At 54.8% G+C, this 22,124-nt stretch carries 16 protein-coding genes and 3 tRNA genes; 12 read left to right on the forward strand and 7 right to left on the reverse strand.

Annotated elements, in window-relative coordinates:
* Nucleotides 1–5 precede the first annotated feature (5 nt).
* The 5 genes from KDD30_RS13290 to KDD30_RS13310 all read right to left on the reverse strand — a co-directional run bounded on the left by KDD30_RS13290 (nucleotide 6) and on the right by KDD30_RS13310 (nucleotide 8,108).
* The gene (locus KDD30_RS13290) at nucleotides 6–1,454 is read right to left on the reverse strand and encodes a DUF1566 domain-containing protein (RefSeq protein WP_211646276.1); all 1,449 of its coding nucleotides are present in this window, start codon (nucleotides 1,452–1,454) and stop codon (nucleotides 6–8) included.
* 21 nt (nucleotides 1,455–1,475) lie between these two features.
* Nucleotides 1,476–3,749, reverse strand: a complete 2,274-nt coding sequence (locus tag KDD30_RS13295; protein WP_211646277.1) for a proprotein convertase P-domain-containing protein — start codon at nucleotides 3,747–3,749, stop codon at nucleotides 1,476–1,478.
* 10 nt (nucleotides 3,750–3,759) lie between these two features.
* Nucleotides 3,760–5,319 (reverse strand): TonB-dependent receptor domain-containing protein, encoded by a 1,560-nt coding sequence (locus KDD30_RS13300; RefSeq protein ID WP_211646278.1) that lies wholly within the window; start codon nucleotides 5,317–5,319, stop codon nucleotides 3,760–3,762.
* Between the two features lie 14 nt (nucleotides 5,320–5,333).
* Nucleotides 5,334–5,915 carry a TonB-dependent receptor plug domain-containing protein gene (locus KDD30_RS13305; RefSeq protein ID WP_211646279.1) on the reverse strand — a complete coding sequence of 194 codons (582 nt, stop codon included), beginning with the start codon at nucleotides 5,913–5,915 and terminating at the stop codon, nucleotides 5,334–5,336.
* 108 nt (nucleotides 5,916–6,023) lie between these two features.
* Entirely contained in the window at nucleotides 6,024–8,108 is a 2,085-nt protein-coding gene (locus KDD30_RS13310) for a prolyl oligopeptidase family serine peptidase (protein WP_211646280.1), read from the reverse strand.
* Nucleotides 8,109–8,525: 417 nt separating this feature from the next.
* On the opposite strand from KDD30_RS13310, the gene KDD30_RS13315 reads away from it, so the two are divergent.
* From KDD30_RS13315 to KDD30_RS13330, 4 genes are all read left to right on the forward strand, one after another.
* A tRNA-Phe gene (locus KDD30_RS13315) sits at nucleotides 8,526–8,601 on the forward strand.
* Between the two features lie 45 nt (nucleotides 8,602–8,646).
* A tRNA-Asn gene (locus tag KDD30_RS13320) sits at nucleotides 8,647–8,722 on the forward strand.
* 37 nt (nucleotides 8,723–8,759) lie between these two features.
* Nucleotides 8,760–8,835: transfer RNA gene (locus KDD30_RS13325), tRNA-Thr, on the forward strand.
* Between the two features lie 241 nt (nucleotides 8,836–9,076).
* Nucleotides 9,077–10,336 carry an HD-GYP domain-containing protein gene (locus tag KDD30_RS13330; protein WP_211646281.1) on the forward strand — a complete coding sequence of 420 codons (1,260 nt, stop codon included), beginning with the start codon at nucleotides 9,077–9,079 and terminating at the stop codon, nucleotides 10,334–10,336.
* Between the two features lie 34 nt (nucleotides 10,337–10,370).
* Here the strand turns inward: KDD30_RS13330 and mrcB are convergent, their stop codons facing one another.
* Both mrcB and hrpB read right to left on the reverse strand, forming a co-directional pair.
* Nucleotides 10,371–12,809, reverse strand: coding sequence for a penicillin-binding protein 1B (gene mrcB / locus KDD30_RS13335; RefSeq protein ID WP_211649962.1), 2,439 nt, complete (start codon nucleotides 12,807–12,809; stop codon nucleotides 10,371–10,373).
* A gap of 45 nt (nucleotides 12,810–12,854) precedes the next feature.
* Nucleotides 12,855–15,344, reverse strand: coding sequence for an ATP-dependent helicase HrpB (gene hrpB, locus KDD30_RS13340; protein WP_211646282.1), 2,490 nt, complete (start codon nucleotides 15,342–15,344; stop codon nucleotides 12,855–12,857).
* A gap of 197 nt (nucleotides 15,345–15,541) precedes the next feature.
* Here hrpB and thpR point away from each other — a divergent pair, with 197 nt between their 5' ends.
* From thpR to panC, 8 genes are all read left to right on the forward strand, one after another.
* Nucleotides 15,542–16,153: an RNA 2',3'-cyclic phosphodiesterase gene (gene thpR, locus KDD30_RS13345; RefSeq protein WP_211646283.1), complete on the forward strand. Its 612-nt coding sequence runs from the start codon at nucleotides 15,542–15,544 to the stop codon at nucleotides 16,151–16,153.
* Nucleotides 16,150–16,860: a DNA/RNA nuclease SfsA gene (gene sfsA, locus KDD30_RS13350; protein ID WP_211646284.1), complete on the forward strand. Its 711-nt coding sequence runs from the start codon at nucleotides 16,150–16,152 to the stop codon at nucleotides 16,858–16,860. The genes thpR and sfsA overlap by 4 nt, the downstream gene beginning before the upstream one ends.
* Nucleotides 16,861–16,994: 134 nt before the next feature.
* Nucleotides 16,995–17,444: an RNA polymerase-binding protein DksA gene (dksA, locus tag KDD30_RS13355; RefSeq protein ID WP_046220528.1), complete on the forward strand. Its 450-nt coding sequence runs from the start codon at nucleotides 16,995–16,997 to the stop codon at nucleotides 17,442–17,444.
* 83 nt (nucleotides 17,445–17,527) lie between these two features.
* Nucleotides 17,528–18,412 (forward strand): tRNA glutamyl-Q(34) synthetase GluQRS, encoded by an 885-nt coding sequence (gene gluQRS / locus KDD30_RS13360; protein ID WP_211649964.1) that lies wholly within the window; start codon nucleotides 17,528–17,530, stop codon nucleotides 18,410–18,412.
* A gap of 99 nt (nucleotides 18,413–18,511) precedes the next feature.
* Entirely contained in the window at nucleotides 18,512–19,876 is a 1,365-nt protein-coding gene (pcnB, locus tag KDD30_RS13365; RefSeq protein ID WP_211646285.1) for a polynucleotide adenylyltransferase PcnB, read from the forward strand.
* A complete protein-coding gene (gene folK / locus KDD30_RS13370; RefSeq protein WP_211646286.1) occupies nucleotides 19,873–20,358 on the forward strand; it encodes a 2-amino-4-hydroxy-6-hydroxymethyldihydropteridine diphosphokinase in 486 nt (161 codons plus the stop codon). Before pcnB ends, folK begins: the two co-directional genes overlap by 4 nt.
* Before the next feature lie 24 nt (nucleotides 20,359–20,382).
* Nucleotides 20,383–21,177, forward strand: a complete 795-nt coding sequence (panB, locus tag KDD30_RS13375) for a 3-methyl-2-oxobutanoate hydroxymethyltransferase (protein WP_211646287.1) — start codon at nucleotides 20,383–20,385, stop codon at nucleotides 21,175–21,177.
* Nucleotides 21,178–21,189: 12 nt separating this feature from the next.
* Entirely contained in the window at nucleotides 21,190–22,065 is an 876-nt protein-coding gene (gene panC / locus KDD30_RS13380) for a pantoate--beta-alanine ligase (protein WP_211646288.1), read from the forward strand.
* Nucleotides 22,066–22,124 lie beyond the last annotated feature (59 nt).

The following is a 22,124-nucleotide window of genomic DNA, read 5'->3' on the forward strand; positions in this document are numbered from 1 at the left end:
ATTCCTTATTCCGCAACCATCCGAACTGCCATCACATTTGGCGACAGACATTCTTCACCCGGCACACACAGTGCCTGATAGGCCGTGATTTCGCCCAATCCTGTGCCACCGTCAGCACCCGTCATCTGCGTCAGATAGGTTATCGCTTTACCTGAGGTATAACCGGGATCCGTTCGCAACAGAGTGGAAGACCAGTAGAAGCCATAAGGTAAGTCTTCACTGCCGATCCACAGATCATTGAAGAACGTCACTGTCAGGCCATAAATGTTGTTGTTTACGTCGGTTGCCGTTTCACTGAAATCGAGCAAGTCATACTGCTCATGCATCGTCGGCAGACGCCAGTTGGTTTTTCCGCACAGTGCTGATTCATTCAGTTTCTGGCTGTACGCCTGAGTTGTGCAGACTTCCAGTTGATCCGAGCTGCACGACGCCAGTGCAAGTTCATCGGCATGTGGCTTCATAGTCTCGGTTTCCAGTGCAAACAGACGGTGTTTGTCGCGGAATGAACCCGCATCATCCGCTTTGATTTCCCAGACAAGGCCACTGCGCTCATCTTTCACACAGTGCCAGGTCGCACTGTCTTCAGGCAGAGGCTGCCCCTTGGCGTCCAGTTTGGTGAACTTGAAACCGCCATCGGTCACATCCAGTCCGAAACTGGCATCCTGTCCCGGTGCGCCGGCATCTGGCTCATCCGTCAATGTACCTGTCGACAGATTCAGATGCTGAACCATGCCGGTGTCATTGAGCTGTTTGACCGACATCCGGCCCAGTAACAGGATTTTCTCCAGCTTCGCTTCATCCAGTGTCTCTGCCATCAGATCGGCACCATAAATGCCCAAACCTTTCGCTGCACCGGCAACCGCGACGCCATAGTCAGCATGGCGGCTGCTCAACTGGCTGAGCAAAGAGAGCACCTTGCCGTCCAGTTCAGCCAGCGCGGCATCATCACTGCCTGCCAGCAAATCCGATGGCGGCGTCATCCCGAGTGCTGTCAGGTGATTTTTCACCGAGGCAATCGCTGTATTCAGGCTGGCGCCGGACATCATTTCCCCGACGACCATGGTGGTGATCCCATTGATCAGCGTATGCGCATTTTCACGGGCAGCCGGTGCAGCCAGATTCAATGTCGTCGGCGTTGTTGAACGGGCAGCAACCACTGGCGTGGCCTGAACCAGTAGCGGGGATGTCTTCACCCGGATGTCTGTACTGGTGAGCGTAAAGTGATATTGCGTGGCCCTGACCGACGGTTCATCAGTACTGCATGTCCAGTCACGATTGACATCCGCACATACTGTCATCGGCAGATCAACCGATGCCGAGGACACACGACCGCTGACGTCGTAGGTCGGTTGATGCTGATCACCTGAATTGCTGCTGCCGGAGCCCGAGCCATTACACCCGCTCAGAACCATGGTCAGCGCAACCGGCAAGACCGCAAGTTGGATTGATTTCATCTGATTCTCACTTCTTTCGAATTAAAATGGGCGGCGTCTCATCAACGCCATCGCCAGGCCAAACAGCAGGCTCAGCACGCCGAGCGAACCACCGCCGGATGTGCCTTGGTTGTCTGGTTTGACTGTGTTGTCTTTGTTCGGTTGGGCGGTCTCTGCATGACCACAGTCATACCCGGTCACCGCACCAATCCCCCAGGATTTGAGGGTGCCGCGCTGCCCTGTCACCCGGTCGGTCACTTCCAGCACCCAGTTTCCTGACATCGGCTCCCCCACCAGCGTCGACATTGCCGGTGTATTCCCTTGGGTAAAGGTGTAGATTTTTTCTGTCAGCGGCGATGACTGATAAGTCATCAGCGGAAAGCTCCGGCCAGACGGTGTACGAACCACCACCCGCAGATCAGAGAAACGCGGATGCGATACAGACAGCTGGATACCAAAATCATCCGATATCAGCCCGGCTCCTGCTGGCACCGTCAGCGCATACATGGATTCACCCAGTAATATCTTGCCGCCGTCATGGATCTGACGGGCATCCGACAGGGCTGCATTCAGCACTTTCAGCGGCTGTGACAATGTTGGCACGCCGTAGGTAAAGCTCAGTTGCTGCTGACTGTGACGGGATATTTGGGCCGCATCCTGCGTCACCGTGATATCCGCAGTCAGTTGAATGGCTTCACCGCACTGCAGCGAAGCAGGAACCGGAATGGCTTCTCTGGCTTCAGTCACGGCACCTGGCACAACCTGCGTTGCCTGTACCTGCTGATGCCAGTTCAGCGCAGGCATGGACAACTGAGCACGCAAAGCGGCCAGTGTCTGCTCACTGTCATTGACCAGCGCGACAGAGAAGTCCGTCACATGCTTTCCGGTCACTGCCAGCGCAGAATTGGCCTGAGCCAGAACAACGGTGTCATTCAGGATGCCATGGTGAAGAAAACGGGAGGTGAGCCACTTGGCATAGTCTTTCTGCGGATAAAGACGCTGCGCCGCATCCACTGTGGAACGGGCCAGATCGTCCATCTTCATGCCATAGCCCATCCCGGCCATGCCTTCAATCACCACCCGGTTGAATTCATCAAAAGCCGCCTCGCCATAGACGGCTTCCGCCTGCTTCAGGGTCTGAAACAGTGGCGTTGACCACAGCTCATCACCCAGTGTGCCGGCCACGGAAATATGGGCCCGGTATTCCATGTCACGGTTGTAGCGGGCATCGTCATCATGCAGCGATCGGCGGGATTTCACAGCGCCAGCTGCACCATCCCAGTTGGCAAAAACATCCAGTTCAAAGCGTTCACTCCGATGGCGCTGGACCCAGAAGCTGTAAGCCCCGGCCCAGTAATCGCCGAAACCTTCACCAATGGCGCCGGTGTCTCCGCCTTTCCAGTCCGGAACCAGCATGTCATTGATGGCGTGGCCGAATTCATGCAGTACCACATCCGCATCTTCACTGTCCGGCACGCCCCCTACGCCCATCGACAGAATGCTGACGTCATCCAGATAGGTCGAGTTATTGGTGTTCTGGCCCTGCGCATCAATTTTCAGCGGCGCCGTAAACAGAGCCCGCTCTCCCGTGAAGCCCAGGCTGGCCAGATATTGCAGCGAATGATCCAGGTGATAGAACGCATTCACATCCCGAAACGCTGCAGACTGCCGGGTGAAATCAAACGGCTGTCCGTCTGCAACGGTCACCAGACCTTGCTGTGGCCCGACATCCAGCGCTGTCATCGACTGAATGTCGATTGCCATCACCCGCGCATTCATCAGATACAACTGGCCGTCTTTTCGTGTGACTTCCACGCCAGACACCGTGCTGTAAGCCTCAGCCGGAATCACAATCTCATCCACATCTGAGTGATCCGCTTCAATGGCACGACCCGTCGCGGTGCGCGGATCCGGATCAAACACCGTCATCGCTGTCTGAACAATGTCGCCCTGCGGCGGTGTCAGTAATGTGTGCGGACGCGGTGGCAATGGCACATTCAGCGCGCACTCATCGGCGTTATCCACCAGATGATTGAACAGGCGGTGAAGCTGACCATGACGGTTCGTGGTCACCACGATGGCGCCTTCACAGAACTGACCTGACGCATGCTGCTGCACAAAATGATAATGCGTTCCCAGCAGGCTCTGACGGGTGCCCCGCAGCGCCAGCCGCTCGGTTTGCGGATATCGCGCCTGAACATATGCCAGCGCGTCATCACTGTTGTGAATCGCCGGCGTGTCCAGCGGGTAAATCAGGTGCTGTGCCTGAAGCGGTGCGCACAGCATCGCCGCCACGGCCAGTAAAGATCGTTTCATCCCGGTATCCTTAAAAACGGTACTTGGCGTTCACGCTGAAATAGCGGCCCGGCTCGGTCGAGAAACGCGTTTGTGCTTCAGTGACACCGGCCACGTCCTGATAGCGGGTGTACTCGCGGTCCAAGAGGTTATGCACCGCCGCATTCACACGAAAATCCGGCGTCACGTCATAGCCCAAACCTGCATCAACCGTCATCCAGCCCGAAGTCGTTGCGCAGTTCTGACGGATCCCCAAACTGTCTGCACAACTGGGGACCTGATCCATCGCCGCAGCGTAATTCACCCGCATGAAGCCATTCAGACTGTCCTGCTGGTAAATCAGCATGGTGTTGCCTTCCAGCGGCGTCAGGGTCCGAATGGGTTCACCGTGCTCATCTTCACCGTCAACAATGCCCAGCTTCGAGGCCAGATTCAGACGATCGTTGAACCAGTAGCTGACCGTCATCTCGGCACCATAGGTTTTCACACCGTCCAGGTTCTGATACTGCACCTCGGCATACTTGCCAGCCTCATTCCAGCCGACGGTTTTTTCAGAAATGAAATGATCGAAGACGGAGTAGAACAATGCGCCATAGACAGCCAGCTGACCGTCGTCGTACTTAGCACCCAGCTCCAGATTGTCACTGGTTTCCGCATCCAGATCCGCATTGGGCCGGATCACGAAATTCCCCAGATCACTCGACAAGTGCGGGACAAAACCGTACGCCTTGGCATAAGACGGCGCCAGAAAGCCATGGGTGTAACTCAGGTAATATTTCAGTGCCGGTGTCCACTGGTAAGCCAGAGACAGGCTTGGAGAAAGCTCGCTGCTGTTCAGCTCATGCAGCGGGTAGCCGCCAATGGTGTCCTCCACCTCAGACGACATCTGCTGGACGTCGAAACGCAGCCCCGGTGCCAGATTCCATTTGCCCCAGCGAATGTCATCATGCACATAGATGCCAAAAGTGTTCGTTCTGGCCGTAGCGAAAGGCTCCGAGTCCTTCAGCATGTTGCCGGTCCAGTCCACGACACGCACATTGATCGGGCGCTCATGCAACATACTTTCCAGTGCAACCCCCCAGGCAAATGTATGTTCAACATCCCCCAGGCTGACCTGCTTTTGCAAATCAGACGACACGCCGATCAGGTGATCATTAAAAGCCCGGTTTTCAGACTGGCGACGCTTGAATACCAGCCCTTCCTGCGTACGCTGCATGCCAACATCTTTGTCACTGGCTGTGTCGGTCTGACGGTAATACAGATTGATATCCGCCTGATCAGCCAGCAACTTTTCTCCTTCCCACTCTGCGCCTGCCCGCACGAACAACGTGGTGGTCTCTCCTTCTTCCAGAAACGACGTGGCTTCCCAGATGCCGTCCATCTGAGTCGGGGCGATCCCCTGCGCCCGGCGAGCCTGCTGATTGTAGTAATCCACCTTCCCTTTCAGCAGCCAGTTGTCATTGAGGAACCATTCACTGGTCAGCGCCGCATTGATCCCGTCAATATCCCGGACATACAGAGACTGATCATGATTTTTGGTCTCGCTGCCCTGCCAGTAGCTGAGGCGCACCAGATGCGCGCTATCACCCATCCGTGCTGCCGTGGTCAGCGTCGAAGTATATTTGTCACTGATGCCTGAATATCCCCAGCCAGGTCAATATAGTGATCGTCGCTGCCCAGATAATCACTCGGCGTTTTCGATGTCAGAACCACCACACCGCCTATCGCACCAGAGCCATAAAGCGACGAGTCAGCCCCTTTCACCACTTCAATTTGTTTGACGCTACCCAGATCAAAACTGTTGTGGCCTGCGACATCGTTCAGATCACTGGCACCATAACCATCGGCAACTTTGACACCATCTTTGATCACTGCAATCCGGTTGCCACTCATCCCACGGATCGTGATGTTTTGCGGGCGACCGGCCCCACCACTGACACTCACACCCGGTTCATGAGACAGCACGTCGTACAGTTCGGTCGATCCCTCTCGCTCAATATCGTCACTGGTGATCACGGCCACAGAGCCGTTGGTTTCAGACAACGGTTGCTCGATGCGGGTTGCCGTGACAACCACGGTTTCCATCGTCTTCGCGTCTGACTGCTGGGCGGCCAGGCTGTGAAAACTCATCAGGCCAGTGGTACTGGACAAGGCATACAAAGCCAGGGGGATAGGCTTTAACTGCATGGTGCAAACTCCGGTTCTCAACAAAAAATTACAAGTGAAAGGTTGATTCAGGTAAAAGCAGCCCCTCCGGCTTCACAGGAAGCCAGACGGGTCTGATTCAATTTCATATCAGGGGGACTGAGTCCCGGATGGCACCAGACTCAGCAGGAAAGCATACTCGCGGGCTTGCTGCTGTTGTGCCTGCCGGGCATCCTGGCGGTGTCCGCCGGACAAATCGGTCTGAAGCAAATACGGCCCCGGACTCAGGCTGTTTTCACGCACACGCATCACCCACCGGGCGGGCTCCCAATAGGGAACCTGCGTGTCATACAGCCCGCCGGTCACCAGCATCGGGGGGTAAGCCTGAGCGGAAATATTGTCGTTCGGGCTGTAACTCGCCATCACGGCGCGCTGCACCGGATCACTCGGGTCGCCCCACTCTGCATATTCCTGACGGGTCAGCGGCAAGCTGGGGTCAGACATGGTGGCGATCACATCAACAAAGGGCACCTGAAGCACAGCGCCGGCAAACAATGCTGGCTGTCGATTCAGTGCGCCAGCAACCAGTGTGCCACCGGCACTGCCGCCCAGTGCCAGGATCGGGCGGTTCTGGCCGTGATGGAAAGCTTTCATCACTTCAGCCACAGCCAGAAAATCATCGAAAGCACGGGGCTTATTGACCCCTTTCCCTTGCGTATACCAGTCCGGTCCCAGGTAGCCGCCACCTCGGACATGTGCAATCGCATAGATCACGCCCCGATCCAGCAAGCTGATGATTTGCGGCATGAAATAAGGGCGAACCGGCGTGCCGTAAGCGCCATATCCGTAAAGGATAACCGGAGATGTCTGCGTCAACCGATCGGCTCGATACGCCAGTGTCACCGGGACAGAAACGCCCTGATGGCGAACCTGAATCTGCTCCGTCCGGTAATTGCCCGGGGCAAAATCGGGATAGCGATCTTCTGCCACAACCCTGAGGGTCTGCTGCTTCAGATGAAACGCTTGCCACTGCGGCGGTTGAGTCATCGACATCCTGCGGATCATCACCGACTGGCCATAGCGGTTCGTATTACCCGACAGCCAGGCGACACCACCCGCAGGGGTGATCAGGCTATCGTTCTGGACAGCCCCCTGATAGTTCAGCACCACCAGACGACTCAGATTCTGTTCTGTCACTTCCAGGACAATGTGGTCGGGAAACAGCAGCCAGTTCTTGATGTGCTGATCATTTTCCGGTTGCCAGAGTGGTTGCCATGCTGCCTGATACGACGCACCCTCGTTGGCTATCTCCGGAAGGGCGCTCTGGTACAGCGTAAAGTCACCGTTCAGATTACTGGACAGATATAAACGGCCATGACGAACATCGGCATAATATTCAATACCGGATTCCCGTGGGCGAATGATTCCCAGCAACTGACCCCTGTTACTCTGAACCAGCCACTGCTCACTGGTGTTGTGATTATTGGACTGAATGATCAGGTATTGATCCGCGGTGGCTGCATACACAGAAGCGAACCAGGCCGGATTGTCTTCCCGGAAAATCGTGGTTTGTGTCGCCGCTGTCAGCGCCCAGCGACGCACCTCAAATGGTCGGTACGTGCCGGATTCATTCCCGACAAAGTACAGGCTTTGGCTGTCCTGACTCCAGGCCAGATCCGTGCTCGCCGTCTCAGTCAAGGTCGCTTTGATCTGACCCGTGCGCAGATCCAGCACGGTCAGTGTGTAATTTCGGTCGCCACGTCGATCTTCAGTGATCGCCAGCAGACGATGATCCGGGCTGACTTGCCAACTGCCCAGATGATAGTAATCCGAATGCTGACTGCGTTTGCTCAAATCGGCAACAGTCTTCGTTGTCCCGCTCTTGGCGTGCTGTTGCCACAACACCCCCTTGCTCAGGCGGTAATTGTAGGTCCCGGCCAGATGCCAGGGTCTTTCAGCAATCGCTGCCTGACGGGATTGCCACTCATGGTACAGCGCTGCTTCCAAGGTTTGCTGTGAAGAGAGGGTTTGCGCCGTGTACTGATTCTCAGCACGCAGAAAATCCAGAACCCTTGCCGATTGCCGCGAATCATCACGCAACCATGCATCGGATGGATACTGGCTGGTCTGAACCACAGGTTCTGCGGAGTGCACCTGTGCTGCAGCTTGCGCAGATCCTGCCCAGGACAGACCCGCCACAACGGCCAGCGACATACCTATCAAGAAACTTTTCATCCCCAAACGACAACCTACTTACAACGCAATCAGGAAAAGCAATATTCTGCCCATTAAACAGGGCGCACATCATGCCGACAGAAGATAATGAGATCAATTATCAGTTTCATTTATATTTGCGAAATAAGTAAACGGAGTGATCTGCGTCACAATTATCATCCGATGTAAGGATTACACCGGATAAAAATCAACCAACAAATCAAGTAAACTCAGCAGACGTGTTTTCCAGAATTCAAGATGGTAAGAGAAATGACACAAAGTTAAGGAATGAAACCACAGCATTCCCCGTGCTGCTTAGGCTGACGCCATGAACTTAGCTCAAAATACGGACAATCAGCACAAAAAAAGGGAAGTCGCACTTTTTTTTCTAGAAAACCGTTGACGATAGTCCGGAAAACCTTTTTAATGCGCCCCGTTGCCTCGATAGCTCAGTCGGTAGAGCAGAGGATTGAAAATCCTCGTGTCGGTGGTTCGATTCCGCCTCGAGGCACCATAATTTGATTTGTGGTGTTCTGGTAACGTCATAAAAAAGAACAATTCCCCCTTAGTTCAGTCGGTAGAACGGCGGACTGTTAATCCGTATGTCGCTGGTTCAAGTCCAGCAGGGGGAGCCAAATTTAGTTTTTAAGAATAACTTAAGAACAAAAAAACGCCGACTTAGCTCAGTAGGTAGAGCAACTGACTTGTAATCAGTAGGTCACCAGTTCGATTCCGGTAGTCGGCACCATCTTTTAAACCTCGCTTCTTGCGAGGTTTTTTTTATCTTCATTTCCCATAAGCATCTTTCATTACTTTCAGCCTATTTCTTTACTGACGTTATTCTTATTAATCGATTTTTCGATGGCTTTGTGATAAATGTTCTCTTTCTTGTTTCGGCAATTTTTACCCAGCCCTGCCCCAATGTCGCAGCATGACACTCACAGGGCGGTTATCGTCCTGCCTGACATTCAATTTGATAGAACAAGGTAATGACAAGCGTAAGACTCCCGACAGAGTGTTTAACTCCCGGCCTGTATATCAAGCTGCCGCTGCAATGGACGGAGCACCCCTTTATGCTGAATCACTTCAAAATAAAGGATGAACACCAAATTCGTCTCATTCGCGGTCTGGGCCTGAAGTTTGTTTTCCACTTTCCGGACAAAAGCGACAACCAGCCTCTCTCAGCGAATAACGCATCGCAACAACCCATTTCAGATCAGGAAACCCGGTTTCTTCACAAACAGGCAGATAAGCTGTGGCAGGAAAAGCAGCGTCGGATTGAACACCTGAAAAACTACAAAAGAAACCTGCAGCGCTGTGAGAAAAGCTTCCAGCGCTCTTTATCTCAGTTACGTGCAATTTCTCAGAAAATTAAAAGCCGGCCTGTCACGGCCTTTAAAGACGCATCGGAACTGGTGAATGATATGGTTGATGCGTTGTTGGATAACGACAATCTGGCTTTACATCTGATGAACGATGTCAAAGAGTCGGAAGACATTTACTATCACTCTCTGAACGTGGCTGTTCTGTCAATGTTGCTGGCAAAATCGCAGGGTATGCCCGCCCGCGATATTAAGACAATTACGCTGGGGGCACTGTTCCATGACATTGGGAAACACAAAATCCCAACCCATATTCTGCGGAAAATCTCGCCCCTGACAGAACCGGAGGCAAATTTCCTCAAGCTGCACCCGAAATACAGCCTTGAGCTGGCAGAATTAGGGGAGCATTTTCCCGAAGCGGCCAAACCGATCCTCAGCCAGCATCATGAACTGATGGACGGCACCGGCTATCCTCTGGGACTCAAAGGACATCAAATTAACCGGTTTGCCCAGCTGGTGGCTGTGGTAAACGCCTATGACAACCTGTGTCACCCGATGGACCCCTCGAAAGCCAGAATCCCCTACAGTGCACTGTCCTATTTGTTCAAGCATAAAAAAGGACAATACAGTGAAGAGTTTATTGCGCAACTGGTCCGGATGATGGGTGTCTACCCGCCGGGCAGTGTCGTACTGCTGTCTAACCAGCAAATCGGGATGGTGATTTCCGTGAACGCAAAACGGCTGCTTTACCCGAATATTCTGATCTATGAACCCAGCGTACCGTCGAATGAAGCGCCGATTCTGGATCTGGAAGAAAGCGAACTCACCATCGAACGGGCGCTCTTGCCCCACAAACTGCCTGAACCCATCCGTCAGTATCTGAATCCGAGAGCCCGGATTTCATACTACTTCGATCCGGAACACTAAACTCAGTACCGTGCATCCGGTCAGGCACATGGCCTTACCAGGTAAACATCTCTTTGATCCAGCCTTCCGGCTTGCTTTCGCGGCACTGTGCGGCCAGTTGCCCGTTCGGATCCCAGGCCGGGAGCGACTGTTCGCCCCGGCAATCCAGCCCCAGCGTGCCATTGTTCAGACGGTGATACTTCAGTGTGCTCAGTTTTTGCGGCCAGTTCAGCTGTAACCGCTCCGGCTGACGCCGTTCCAGATAACCACTGTATAACCGCAGTGCACCGCTGGCGCCAGTGAGTTTCACCGGCTTGTTATCATCCCGGCCAATCCAGACCGTGACCACTTCCCGGCCATCCGCGCCGACAAACCAGCTATCCCGCGTATCATCGGTTGTGCCGGTTTTGCCAGCCAGCGTTGCCCAGCCGAATCTGGGTTGCAGATAGCGGCCCGTGCCCTGACTGACGACCTGTTTCATGGCGTACGTCGTCAACCAGGCAGCCTGTTCCGGCACAACCTGACGGCCTGAGGGAATGTGGCGATACAACATCTTGCCCTGGCGATCGACCACGGCACGCAAAGCCGTCTGATCCGCCCGGCGTCCGCCGCTGGTCAGGCTCTGATACATCTGACTGACTTCAAATGGTGACAGCGTGATCGCGCCCAGCAAAATCGATGGCAGACGCGGTACTTCATTTTCAGACACGCCCAAATCCGTCAGCGTATGGATAACCTGATCCAAACCGACTTTGAGGCCCAGGTTCACTGTCGGGACATTGAGAGAACGGGACAGCGCGTAATAGAGCGGCACCTGTCCACGGAATTTCCGATCGTAGTTCTGTGGCCGCCACTCACTGCCCTGATTGCCTTTGAGCAGGATGGGTTTGTCATCCAGCGTGGTCGCGAGACTGAATTGCTCCGGCTGACGCAATGCGGAAAGGTACACCGCGGGTTTCACCAGAGAACCAATCTGGCGTCGCCCGTCCAGTGCCCGGTTAAAACCAGCATAACCCGGACGGCTGCCGCCAATCATCGCCCGGATTTCACCGGTATGGCGATCTACGGCCACCATCGCTGTTTCAATTTCGCCACCAGCTTTTTTCTCCAGCGCCGGTATCCAGGTCGCCACCGCCTGCTCGGCTTCCTGCTGAGAAACCGGATCCAGCGTACTGAAAATCCGCAACCCGACGCCCGGCGTAAAACGGTTGCCCACTTTCTCTTTCAGCTCGCGCTGCAGCAACTGGAAATAGGCAGGCTGACGACTCGCGATCACCGCCTGCTTCTGTACATCCAGCTTCCGTGTGGCCGCCTGTTCGTATTCTCTGCCCGTCAGAATGTCCTGATCCAGCATCAGACGCAGCACCAGATCCCGACGATCTCTCGCACGCTCCGGGTGACGCCACGGATTGTAATATGACGGCCCTTTCACCATCCCAACCAGCATCGCCAGTTGATCGATACGTAATTCCTGCAGCGGCCGTCCGAAATACAGGCGCGCGCCCAGCCCGAAGCCGTGAATCTCGCGGCTGCCACTCTGTCCCAGATAAACCTCGTTCAGATAGGCTTCCAGGATCCTGTCTTTGCTGTACCGGTAATCGATGATAATCGCGATGTAAGCTTCCTGAATTTTTCGCCACAGCGACCGCTCACGGGTCAGAAAGATATTCTTGGCCAGCTGCTGGGTCAGGGTACTTCCCCCCTGCACCGTACGTCCGGCTTTCAGGTTCACCAGCGCAGCGCGCAGAATCGCCATGGGCGATACGCCGCCATGATGGTAGAAATCACGATCTTCTGTCGCAAGCAGTGCATCCACCAGCACTTCCGGAAACTCATTCCGGGGCGTGAAGATACGTTGCTCCCCTTCTTTGGTGCCCAGCATCCCAAGCATTTTGGGTTCAATACGCAGATAGCCCAAAGACTTCTCGCGACCCAGATCAAACACCTGACGCAAACCACTGTCATCAAAGGTCAGCATCACGTGACGCTGGCTTTCATAGCCGTCCTCAAACTCAAACGGACGACGGATCAATTCAATCCGGGTGGACGAAGCAGAATACTCGCCCGCCCGCTGCGGTGTTCTGACCTTCTGATACTGCAGGGTATCCAGTTCGCGGCGGACCTCACTGAGCGTCACCGCCTGCCCCGGCTCAAGATCCAGCACCCGGCCATACACCACGGCAGGCAGGTCCCAGAGCTGGCCATCAAATTTGTCCCGGACCAGATTATCGAGATAGATGCCCATCACGAACACGACCGCCAGAATGGCAAGTCCGAGCTTGAGACTGGAGAAAAACACCCAGCGCCCGATCCGGGACAACCAGCTGCCTCTGGCCGGCGCTTTCGACGCAGGTTTAGTCGTTTTCTTCGCTGACGCGGCCTTGGTGCCTTTTCGGGCAGGGGCTTTTCGGGGCGTGGCCGGTTTCTTGGGAGCCGGCTTTTTCTCAGTTGTTTTTTTCGGAGCCGCCTGACGGCACTTCAACGCTTGGGTCATCATGATTTCTTTTTGGGTCTGAACGGACATCGCTGGATCTGCACGTTATAAATATTTTTTCGTTTTTCTCGTGGGTGCATGGGTCGCCGGATCATCCGGCCAGACATGCTTCGGATAGCGGCCTTTCATTTCTTTCTGAACATCTTTGTATGCGCCCTGCCAGAATGCGGCCAGATCGGCCGTGATCTGAAGGGGCCGCTGGGCCGGAGACAACAGCTCAAGTACCACAGCCACGTTGCCATTGGCAATCAAAGGCGAGGCCTGTTCTCCGAACATCTCCTGCATCCGCACCGCAAGCACCGGCGCCTGTCCCGGCTGATAGCGAATCGGGTAACGAGAGCCTGTCGGGACTTCATAATGCGTCGGCAGCGCCGTGTCTAACAGCCTGGCCTTATCCCACCCCAGATACGCTTCCAGCGCGGCCACCAGATCGAGCTTCGCCAGTCCCTTCATGGTGCTGATGCCCGTCATAAACGGCAGCAACCATTGCGACAATGCCACCAGCAGACTGTCTTCATCCAAGGCCGGTAATTCAAGCTCCGGCAGCCATTCCCGGGCGCAGCGGGCCCGAGTCAGCAAATTTTCGCTGTGCGCTTGCCACGGGAGAACCTGCAAGCCTTGTCGGCGAATGGCATTCAGCAAAGCTTCACTGGCTCGCGCCGGATCCGGGCTATCCATCGGGGTTCGCCGGATGATCAGCTTGCCACAACAGCATTGCTTTTCTGCGACAAGCCGCCCTTTTTTATCATCCCAGTCCAGCCACTCCTGTTCGTGGAACAGTTGCGGCAGTGCCTGTTGCAACTGATCAATGTCCGCGGCTACCGCACTGAACACCCGGCTGTCTCCCTGACGGGTTTTCACCACATCCGCGACGACCAGCGCCGACTCTCCGGCCAGCACCTGTGCATCATCAACACTGACGCCCTGCCCGTTTGCCAGTTGAAAGCGTCCGTTCTGACCACGCGACAAGGCGATCCGGTCGGGATAACCGGCTGCCATCAGTTCTGCTAACCAATGGCTCTCCAGCCGCCATTGCGGCTTTTGAGCCGTCTGGCCGGTGAGCTTATGCCAGTGTTGCCCGGCGCGCTGCAGATACTGTGAGGCACGCGGTAACTTGCCCGATTCCATCAGATGAAGTTGCCAGGATAAATCCGGATTCTCCACGCCTCGCACCGGCTCTTCCAGCAAAGCCACCAGCATGGCTGCCGTGATCTGAGCTGGCACCGGTAACGACTGCGCATGGGCCAGAATCGCTGCCAGCCGGGGCTCCGCCCCCAGTTGCTGAATCACCTGGCCTTTGGTGGTCAGTTGTCCGCGCGCATCCAGTGCACCGAGCGACAACAATAATGCCTGTGCCTGCTGCATGGCAGCATCTGTCGGTACATCCAACCAGCGCAATTCGCTGGCCGCAGCACATCCCCATTGTGCCAGTTCCAGCGCGAGTGAACTCAGATCGGCCCGTAAAATTTCTGGCTGAGGAACTGCGGGCTGGCGGGCCAGCAAGTCTTCACTGTACAAACGCAGGCAAATGCCGGGCGCCAGTCGTCCGGCACGGCCCGCACGCTGCTCTGCCGAAGAGCGGGCAATCCGCACTAATTCCAGCCGACTGATCCCGGTTTTCGGATCCCATTGTGAAACCCGTTCCCAGCCGGAATCCACCACCAGCCGGATCCCTTCAATGGTCAGACTGGTTTCCGCAATATTGGTCGCCAGCACCACTTTTCGTTTGCCTGCCGGGGCGGGCTGAATCGCCTGTTGCTGGGCTTTGCTGTCGAGTTGTCCGAAAAGCGGCGCCAGTATCACATCGGGTGTAACAGCCGAAGTCAGCCATTCCGCCAGACGACGGATCTCGCCCGCGCCGGGCAGAAAAACCAGCATGGATCCCGTTTCTTCGTCCAGCAGCCGGAGGATCTGCCGTCCCGTCCACTCAATCGACACACCCGGCGTCTGCTGAGCTGAGGTGCCCTGACGCTGATACCGAAACGCCACCGGATAACTACGTCCCTGAGATGACAGATACTCAGCATCCGGGAGCAGTGACTGCAGCGCCTGATGATCCAGTGTAGCGGACATCACCAGCAGTGTCAGATCGTCCCGGAACGCTTCCTGCACTTCCAGCGCCAATGCCAGTGAAGTATCCGCGTGCAGACTGCGTTCATGAAATTCATCAAAAATCAGCATGCCGATCCCGGATAACTCCGGATCCTGCTGCAACATCCGGGTCATCACCCCTTCGGTCACGATCTCCAGCTTTGTCGCCGCACTGGTCCGGGTTTCTCCCCGAACCCGCAGCCCGACCGTCTGACCCACACGCTCACCCAGTTGCGATGCCAGATAGGCAGCAATATTCCGCGCAGCCAGCCGCCGGGGTTCCAGCAAAATGATTTTGCCGTCAATGCGCTGGCTTTCCAGCAGAAACAACGGTAGCCGGGTCGATTTGCCCGCACCGGGCGGTGCTTTCAGAATAATCTGAGTCTGGCGCTGAAGCGTCGCAGCGATATCAGGCAGAACAACTTCAATGGGGAGCTGTGACAATGTGAACACCTTGTGTCATCTTTGATTGAGGGGCTGGATTTGCTGAGGTTTGAACCGGTTAGCAAAAACGCTTCTATTGTATACCCATGTCGCCGCAAGATGTAAGGTTCAGCGCCGGGCTGCCCAACCGCAACTACCGGCGTATTCGAGTCAGTCACAGGTAGATTGATCGCCTGTCCCTGTCAGGAGTAGCAACCATGACTTCAACAGATGCTTTTGTGCCAAACGAACCCGCCGTTTACGGCCAGCAGACAGACGGCAAACGGATGTTTTTTGCCCTGCCGCTGACCGAACCACCGGCAGAAAATCTGCAACCTTATCAGCAACTCTGCCATTTCAAAGACCATTTTCCCGGCCGCGGACGTGTCGTGCCCGATGCAAATCTGCATCTGACACTGGCGTTTCTCGGGCAGGTAACCGAGGCACAACAGCAGCAACTGATTCAGGCAACTGAACAGCTGACCATTCCAGCTTTCAACGTTGTATTCAATTTTATCCGCTACTGGAAACGCAGTCGGGTGATCTGGATGGGCGCAGAGCAATCGCCGCCTGCGCTGTTACAACTTGCAGAACAACTGGGAGAAATTGCCGAAGCGACTGGCCTACCGCGCGATACCCGGCAATACACACCGCACATCACCCTGAAGAAAAATGTACGTCAGCGTCCGGTACTGGACAGCCTGTCGCCCGATTTTCATTTTCACTTTCAGCGTTTTGGCCTGTATATTTCTGAAGTCGACGGACCCGGTGTCCGTTACCGATTGGTCAACCAATGGCCACTTCATCACGCTTCACAGGACAGTCCATGATTTTCAACCCACCCCTGCAACCCGCAACCCTGATTCGTCGCTACAAACGATTTTTGGCCGATGTCGCCCTGCCCGATGGCACGGAAATGACGATGCATTGTGCCAACACTGGCGCCATGACCGGATGCGCTGAACCGGGGGCAACGATCTGGTATTCCACCTCCGAGAATCCGAAGCGAAAATATGCCCACAGCTGGGAAATGACCGAGACGCAATCCGGTGACTGGATATGCATTAATACAGCCAGAGCCAACCAGATTGTGGTCGAAGCGCTCAAAAATGACCACATCCCTGAATTATCGGGCTATGCTTCATTGCGCACGGAAGTGAAGTATGGTACTGAAAACAGCCGGGTAGATATTGTACTGGACGACCCTTCACTGCCCGCCTGCTTTATCGAAGTGAAAAGTGTGACACTGCTGGAAAAAGACGGTCGCGGATACTTCCCCGATGCAGTCACCACCAGAGGTCAGAAGCACTTACGGGAGCTGGCGGAAGTGGCGGCAAGCGGACAGCGTGCAGTCTTATTTTTTGCTGTCCTGCATTCAGGGATTGAAAATGTCGCTGCAGCACACCATATAGACCCGGTCTATGAGGACTTACTAAAACAAGCAGAAAAATCGGGTGTTGAAGTCTTCTGTTACCGTGCAGACATCAGCCCCACGGCGCTGACGTTAAGCCAGCGGGTAGAATTTGCGCAGTCATAAGGAAAAATGATGCTTTCTTCACATTGGTATAAAATTGAAGAGATGCAGCAATTGCCACGTTATATCCTTTCTGCTATAGATACCCGCCAAAATTAACCAGTGACGGTTATTCGGTATATGTTAGGAGATGCTATATGCCAGAGAGCAAGGTTAAAAAATCGCTAGGCATCCTGGCTATTGCTGGGGTTGACCCATATCAGGAAAAAGCCGGCGAAGAATATATGGGTGAAGCTCAGCTTGAGCACTTCCGTAAGATTCTTGAAGCTTGGCGCAACCAATTGCGTGAAGAGGTTGACCGTACTGTAAACCACATGCAAGACGAAGCCGCTAACTTCCCGGATCCAGTTGACCGTGCAGCACAGGAAGAAGAGTTCAGCCTGGAACTGCGTAACCGGGATCGTGAGCGTAAACTGATCAAGAAAATTGAAAAGACGCTGCAACGTATCGAAGATGACGATTTCGGTTTCTGCGATTCCTGTGGTGTTGAAATTGGTATCCGCCGCCTGGAAGCACGTCCGACAGCCGATCTGTGCATCGACTGTAAGACACTGGCAGAGATCAAAGAAAAACAAATGGCTGGCTAAGCTGCCCTTTGTCACCAGAATGAGTAAAAGGGGGCCTAGGCTCCCTTTTTTATTTTCCAGTTCCGACAACGAAAACCATGCCCATGCAATCTGCTTACACTGGCCGTTTCGCGCCCTCTCCTTCCGGTCCGTTACATTTCGGTTCACTGGTCGCTGCTGTCGGCAGTTATCTCCAAGCCCGGGCCAGACAAGGGCGCTGGCTGGTCAGAATGGAAGACCTGGATCCCCCGCGTGAAATGCCGGGTGCTGCGGACGATATCCTACGCACCCTTGAGGCCTTCGGCCTGCACTGGGATGGCGAAGTGATCTATCAGAGCCAGCGTCATCACCTGTATCAGGCACAAATCGATGCGTGGCTGGCCAGCGGAGAGGCGTATTACTGTCGTTGCAGCCGCAAAGCCATCAAAGAAGCCGGCGGTTTTTATCCCGGTACCTGCCGGACGGCCCATCACAGTGCTCAGGACAGTGCTGTGCGCTTGAAGGTTGAATCGGCGGTGACCGGATTTGAAGATCTGCGCCACGGCTGGATTCCCATTCCGGAAGCGCTGGCTCAGGAAGATTTTATTATTCGTCGCCGCGATGGCCTGTACGCGTATAATCTGGCCGTGGTGCTGGATGACATTGCTCAGGGCGTCACAGAAGTCGTCCGGGGTGCCGATCTGATTGAGCCGACTGGCCGCCAGATTGGCCTTTATCGTCAGTTGGGACAACCCGCAGTGCAGTACCTGCATCTGCCGCTTGCCGTCACAGAAAACGGCAATAAACTGTCCAAGCAAAATCATGCGCCAGCGATCAGCCAGCATCAGCCAGGTCCATTGCTCTGTCAGGCCATGACCTTTTTGGGCATGTCGCCACCCGCCGTATTACAGACCGCAAAACCCCATGAAATTCTGGGTTGGGGGATCGCGCATTGGGATGTCGCGAACCTGCCGCCAACAACAGCGATCACGCTGAACCTAGCATCTTGAGGTGACTTGGGTATATGATATGCGGCTGTTCAGTCCGGCCAGTTCATAATTACGAGGTGTGTTATCTTTAGTCGAGTCGCCAGCTTTTGCCGTAAAGTATTGACCCGAGAGCAAAATGCTTCGGGTAACGAGGAGCCAAGCTTGCAAGTTTATCAACGTGAGGAGCACGGTATCTCCCGCAAAGACATCAGCGAAAACGCGCTGAAGGTACTCTATCGCCTCAATAAAGCCGGATTCGATGCTTATTTAGTCGGTGGCGGCGTCCGGGATTTACTGCTGGACAAAGAACCCAAAGATTTTGATATCGCAACCAATGCAACGCCGGAAGAAATTAAAGCGCTGTTCCGCAACTGCCGCCTGATTGGCCGCCGTTTCCGTCTGGCTCATATTCTGTTCGGCCGTGACGTGATTGAAGTCGCGACCTTCCGGGGCCACCATGATGCCAGCACCGCCAAACTGCCGGCCGGCAAACAGGCCGTAGCCTCCAGAAACCACGAAGGTATGCTGCTGCGCGACAACGTCTACGGCACCATTGATGAAGATGCTGAACGACGCGATTTCTCAATTAACGCCCTGTATTACAATATTCGGGACTTCACCGTGGCCGATTATGCCAATGGCGTGAATGACCTCCAGAATCGTCTGGTGCGCCTGATTGGCGATCCGGAAACCCGTTACCGTGAAGATCCGGTACGGATGCTGCGTGCTGTTCGCTTCGCCGTGAAGCTGGACATGCAGATTGAAGCAAAAACTGCGGCCCCGATTCAGCCGTTATCAACGCTGTTGCTGGATATTCCGGCTGCGCGCCTGTTCGAAGAAAGTCTGAAGTTGCTGCAGGCCGGTTGTGGTCTTGAAACCTATAAAATGCTGCGGGAATACAACCTGTTCCAGCAGCTGTTCCCGATTCTGTCGGAGCACTTCACGGAAGATCACAGCAGTCAGACCGAGAAGATGATCGAGCACATTCTGGCTGCGACCGATGAACGAATTGCCGACGGCAAACGCGTGAATCCAGCCTTTATGTTCGCAGCAATGCTGTGGTATCCGGTGATGATCCGTGCTGAGGAAATTTCCAGCACCGGGGGCCTGAACGATTATGATGCCTTCATGATTGCGGCCAACGACATTCTGGACGAGCAGGTCAAAACTCTGGCGATTCCACGCCGATTGACCACCACAGTCCGTGAGATCTGGCAACAGCAACACCGCTTCAGCCGACGCTTCGGCAAACGTGCATTTGCCATGCTGGAACATCCGAAATTCCGTGCTGCATTCGATTTTCTGGAAATGCGTGGCCAGTTTGAAGGGGAAGACGTCGCAGAACTGGCTGCCTGGTGGCATCAGTTCCAGTTTGCCGACCGGACTGAACGCGCCAAAATGGTTCAGGCATTGGGTGGCAGCGGCCAGAAGCGCCGCCGTCGCCGTCCGCAACGCCGCAAGCCTCAGGCCAAATCAGCATCATGACACGCGTTTTTATTGCGATTGGCAGTAATCTCAATGATCCGGTCAGCCAGGCACGTCAGGCCATGGCTGCCCTGCAAGCGTCGCCGGATGTCCGGGTGATTGCAGAATCTTCACTGTACAGCAGCACCCCCATGGGTCCGCAGGATCAACCGGATTACATCAATGCTGTGGTTGCCATCGACACCGAACTGGCACCACTGGCACTGCTCGATCTGACTCAAAACATCGAGCAGGAACATGGAAGGGTCCGCAAAGCGGAACGCTGGGGCCCGCGTACACTGGATCTGGATATCCTGCTTTACGGCGATCTGCAACATCACTGCGATCGCCTGACGATTCCGCACTATGGCATGAAAGTCCGTGAGTTTGTGCTTTATCCACTGGCTGAAATTGCCCCTGAACTCGTCCTGCCGGATGGGATAGCGCTGACAACGCTGCTCACTGAAGTGGACCGTAACGGCCTGCGGGTGTGGCAAGACTGACACACGCAGGATAAGGGAGACAAGATGAAGAAAATAACGATTAACGACCTGATGAAATGGAAGCAAGAAGGTCGTAAGTTTGCGTCACTAACTGCCTATGACGCGAGTTTTGCCCAACTCTTTGAGCAACAGGAAGTTCCCGTCCTACTGGTCGGCGACTCTCTGGGAATGGTCTTACAAGGCCGGACCGACACTTTGCCTGTCAGCATTGAAGACATGGCCTATCATACCCGCAGTGTCCGTGCGGGCAGCCCGAATGCGCTGCTGCTGGCTGACCTGCCTTTCATGACCTATGGCACACCGGAGCAAGCCTGTGAAAATGCGGCACAGCTGATGCGTGCGGGTGCCAATATGGTCAAACTGGAAGGCGGTGCCTGGCTGGCGGAAACCGTTCGCACCCTGACTGAGCGTTCCGTGCCTGTGTGCGCGCACCTTGGCCTGACACCACAGTCGGTCAATATTTTTGGTGGCTATAAAATTCAGGGGCGCGATCAGGCACGCGCAGATCAGATGCTGGCAGATGCCCTCGCGCTACAAAAAGCCGGGGCGCAAATCGTGGTACTGGAGTGTGTGCCAGCCTCATTGGCCAAACGCATCACAGAAGCATTGGATATCCCGGTGATCGGGATTGGCGCCGGCAACGTGACCGATGGTCAGATTCTGGTGATGCATGACATGCTGGGCATTTCGGCCAATTATATGCCACGCTTTTCAAAAAACTACCTGTCTGAAACCGGCGACATCCGCAAAGCGGTCTCTCTGTATCTGACAGAAGTGGAAGCGGGAACATTCCCGGGTCCAGAGCATACCTTTGAGTAAGGAAAACCCACCATGCAGACTTTTGCTGAAATTTCTCCTGTCCGTGAACAAGTCCGGGCCTGGCGTCGCGATGGACGCCGTATTGCCTTTGTTCCGACCATGGGAAATCTGCATCAGGGGCACCTGACTCTGGTTCGTAAAGCCCGCGAACAGGCTGACGTTGTGGTTGTCAGTATTTTTGTCAATCCAATGCAGTTCGATAAAGCAGATGATCTGAACAATTATCCGCGCACACTGGAAGATGATCTGGCCAAACTGAACGGTGAAGGCGTTGAACTGGTATTCACACCAACACCTGACATTGTCTACCCCAATGGGATGGATCGTCAGACCTATGTTGAAGTTCCCGGCCTGTCTCACATGCTGGAAGGTGCACTGCGCCCGAGCCATTTCCGTGGTGTTTCGACGGTTGTGACCAAGCTGTTCAATATCGTCCAGCCGGATGTGGCCTGTTTTGGTGAAAAAGACTATCAGCAACTGGCCCTGATCCGCCAGATGGTCACCGATCTGGCGATGCCGATTGAGATCATCGGGGTGCCGACCGTGCGTGAGATGGATGGTCTGGCCATGAGCTCCCGTAACGGCTACCTGACCCATGACGAACGTCAGCGCGCACCTGTGCTGGCTAAAACCATGCGTTGGATCAGCAGCCAGATCCGCGGTGGCCGCCGTGACTTTGATGAAGTCATTCTGGATGCCAACGATCAGTTGCGTGCTGCCGGGTTGGATCCGGATGAAATTTATATCCGTGATGCCCGCACGCTGCAGGTGACCAGTGAAGAAACGACTCAGGCCGTGATTCTGATGTCGGCTTTCCTTGGCAAAGCCCGCCTGATTGATAATCAGGTGATTGAGCTCGCCCAGTCATCAGACGCAGCGTCCGCTTAACGCATCACGACAGACAGCGTTTTATCCAAAAGCCCCGGCCATGTATGCCGGGGCTTTTT

The organism is Photobacterium sp. GJ3 (assembly GCF_018199995.1).
Classification (GTDB): domain Bacteria; phylum Pseudomonadota; class Gammaproteobacteria; order Enterobacterales; family Vibrionaceae; genus Photobacterium.

What these genes read in the sequence shown, in the direction of transcription:
- KDD30_RS13290 (WP_211646276.1), bottom strand. Translation starts at nt 1,454, where the DNA reads ATGAAATCAATCCAACTTGCGGTCTTGCCGGTTGCGCTGACCATGGTT.
- KDD30_RS13295 (WP_211646277.1), bottom strand. Translation starts at nt 3,749, where the DNA reads ATGAAACGATCTTTACTGGCCGTGGCGGCGATGCTGTGCGCACCGCTT.
- KDD30_RS13300 (WP_211646278.1), bottom strand. Translation starts at nt 5,319, where the DNA reads ATGGGTGATAGCGCGCATCTGGTGCGCCTCAGCTACTGGCAGGGCAGC.
- KDD30_RS13305 (WP_211646279.1), bottom strand. Translation starts at nt 5,915, where the DNA reads ATGCAGTTAAAGCCTATCCCCCTGGCTTTGTATGCCTTGTCCAGTACC.
- KDD30_RS13310 (WP_211646280.1), bottom strand. Translation starts at nt 8,108, where the DNA reads ATGAAAAGTTTCTTGATAGGTATGTCGCTGGCCGTTGTGGCGGGTCTG.
- KDD30_RS13330 (WP_211646281.1), top strand. Translation starts at nt 9,077, where the DNA reads ATGACAAGCGTAAGACTCCCGACAGAGTGTTTAACTCCCGGCCTGTAT.
- mrcB (WP_211649962.1), bottom strand. Translation starts at nt 12,809, where the DNA reads ATGACCCAAGCGTTGAAGTGCCGTCAGGCGGCTCCGAAAAAAACAACT.
- thpR (WP_211646283.1), top strand. Translation starts at nt 15,542, where the DNA reads ATGACTTCAACAGATGCTTTTGTGCCAAACGAACCCGCCGTTTACGGC.
- sfsA (WP_211646284.1), top strand. Translation starts at nt 16,150, where the DNA reads ATGATTTTCAACCCACCCCTGCAACCCGCAACCCTGATTCGTCGCTAC.
- dksA (WP_046220528.1), top strand. Translation starts at nt 16,995, where the DNA reads ATGCCAGAGAGCAAGGTTAAAAAATCGCTAGGCATCCTGGCTATTGCT.
- gluQRS (WP_211649964.1), top strand. Translation starts at nt 17,528, where the DNA reads ATGCAATCTGCTTACACTGGCCGTTTCGCGCCCTCTCCTTCCGGTCCG.
- folK (WP_211646286.1), top strand. Translation starts at nt 19,873, where the DNA reads ATGACACGCGTTTTTATTGCGATTGGCAGTAATCTCAATGATCCGGTC.
- panB (WP_211646287.1), top strand. Translation starts at nt 20,383, where the DNA reads ATGAAGAAAATAACGATTAACGACCTGATGAAATGGAAGCAAGAAGGT.
- panC (WP_211646288.1), top strand. Translation starts at nt 21,190, where the DNA reads ATGCAGACTTTTGCTGAAATTTCTCCTGTCCGTGAACAAGTCCGGGCC.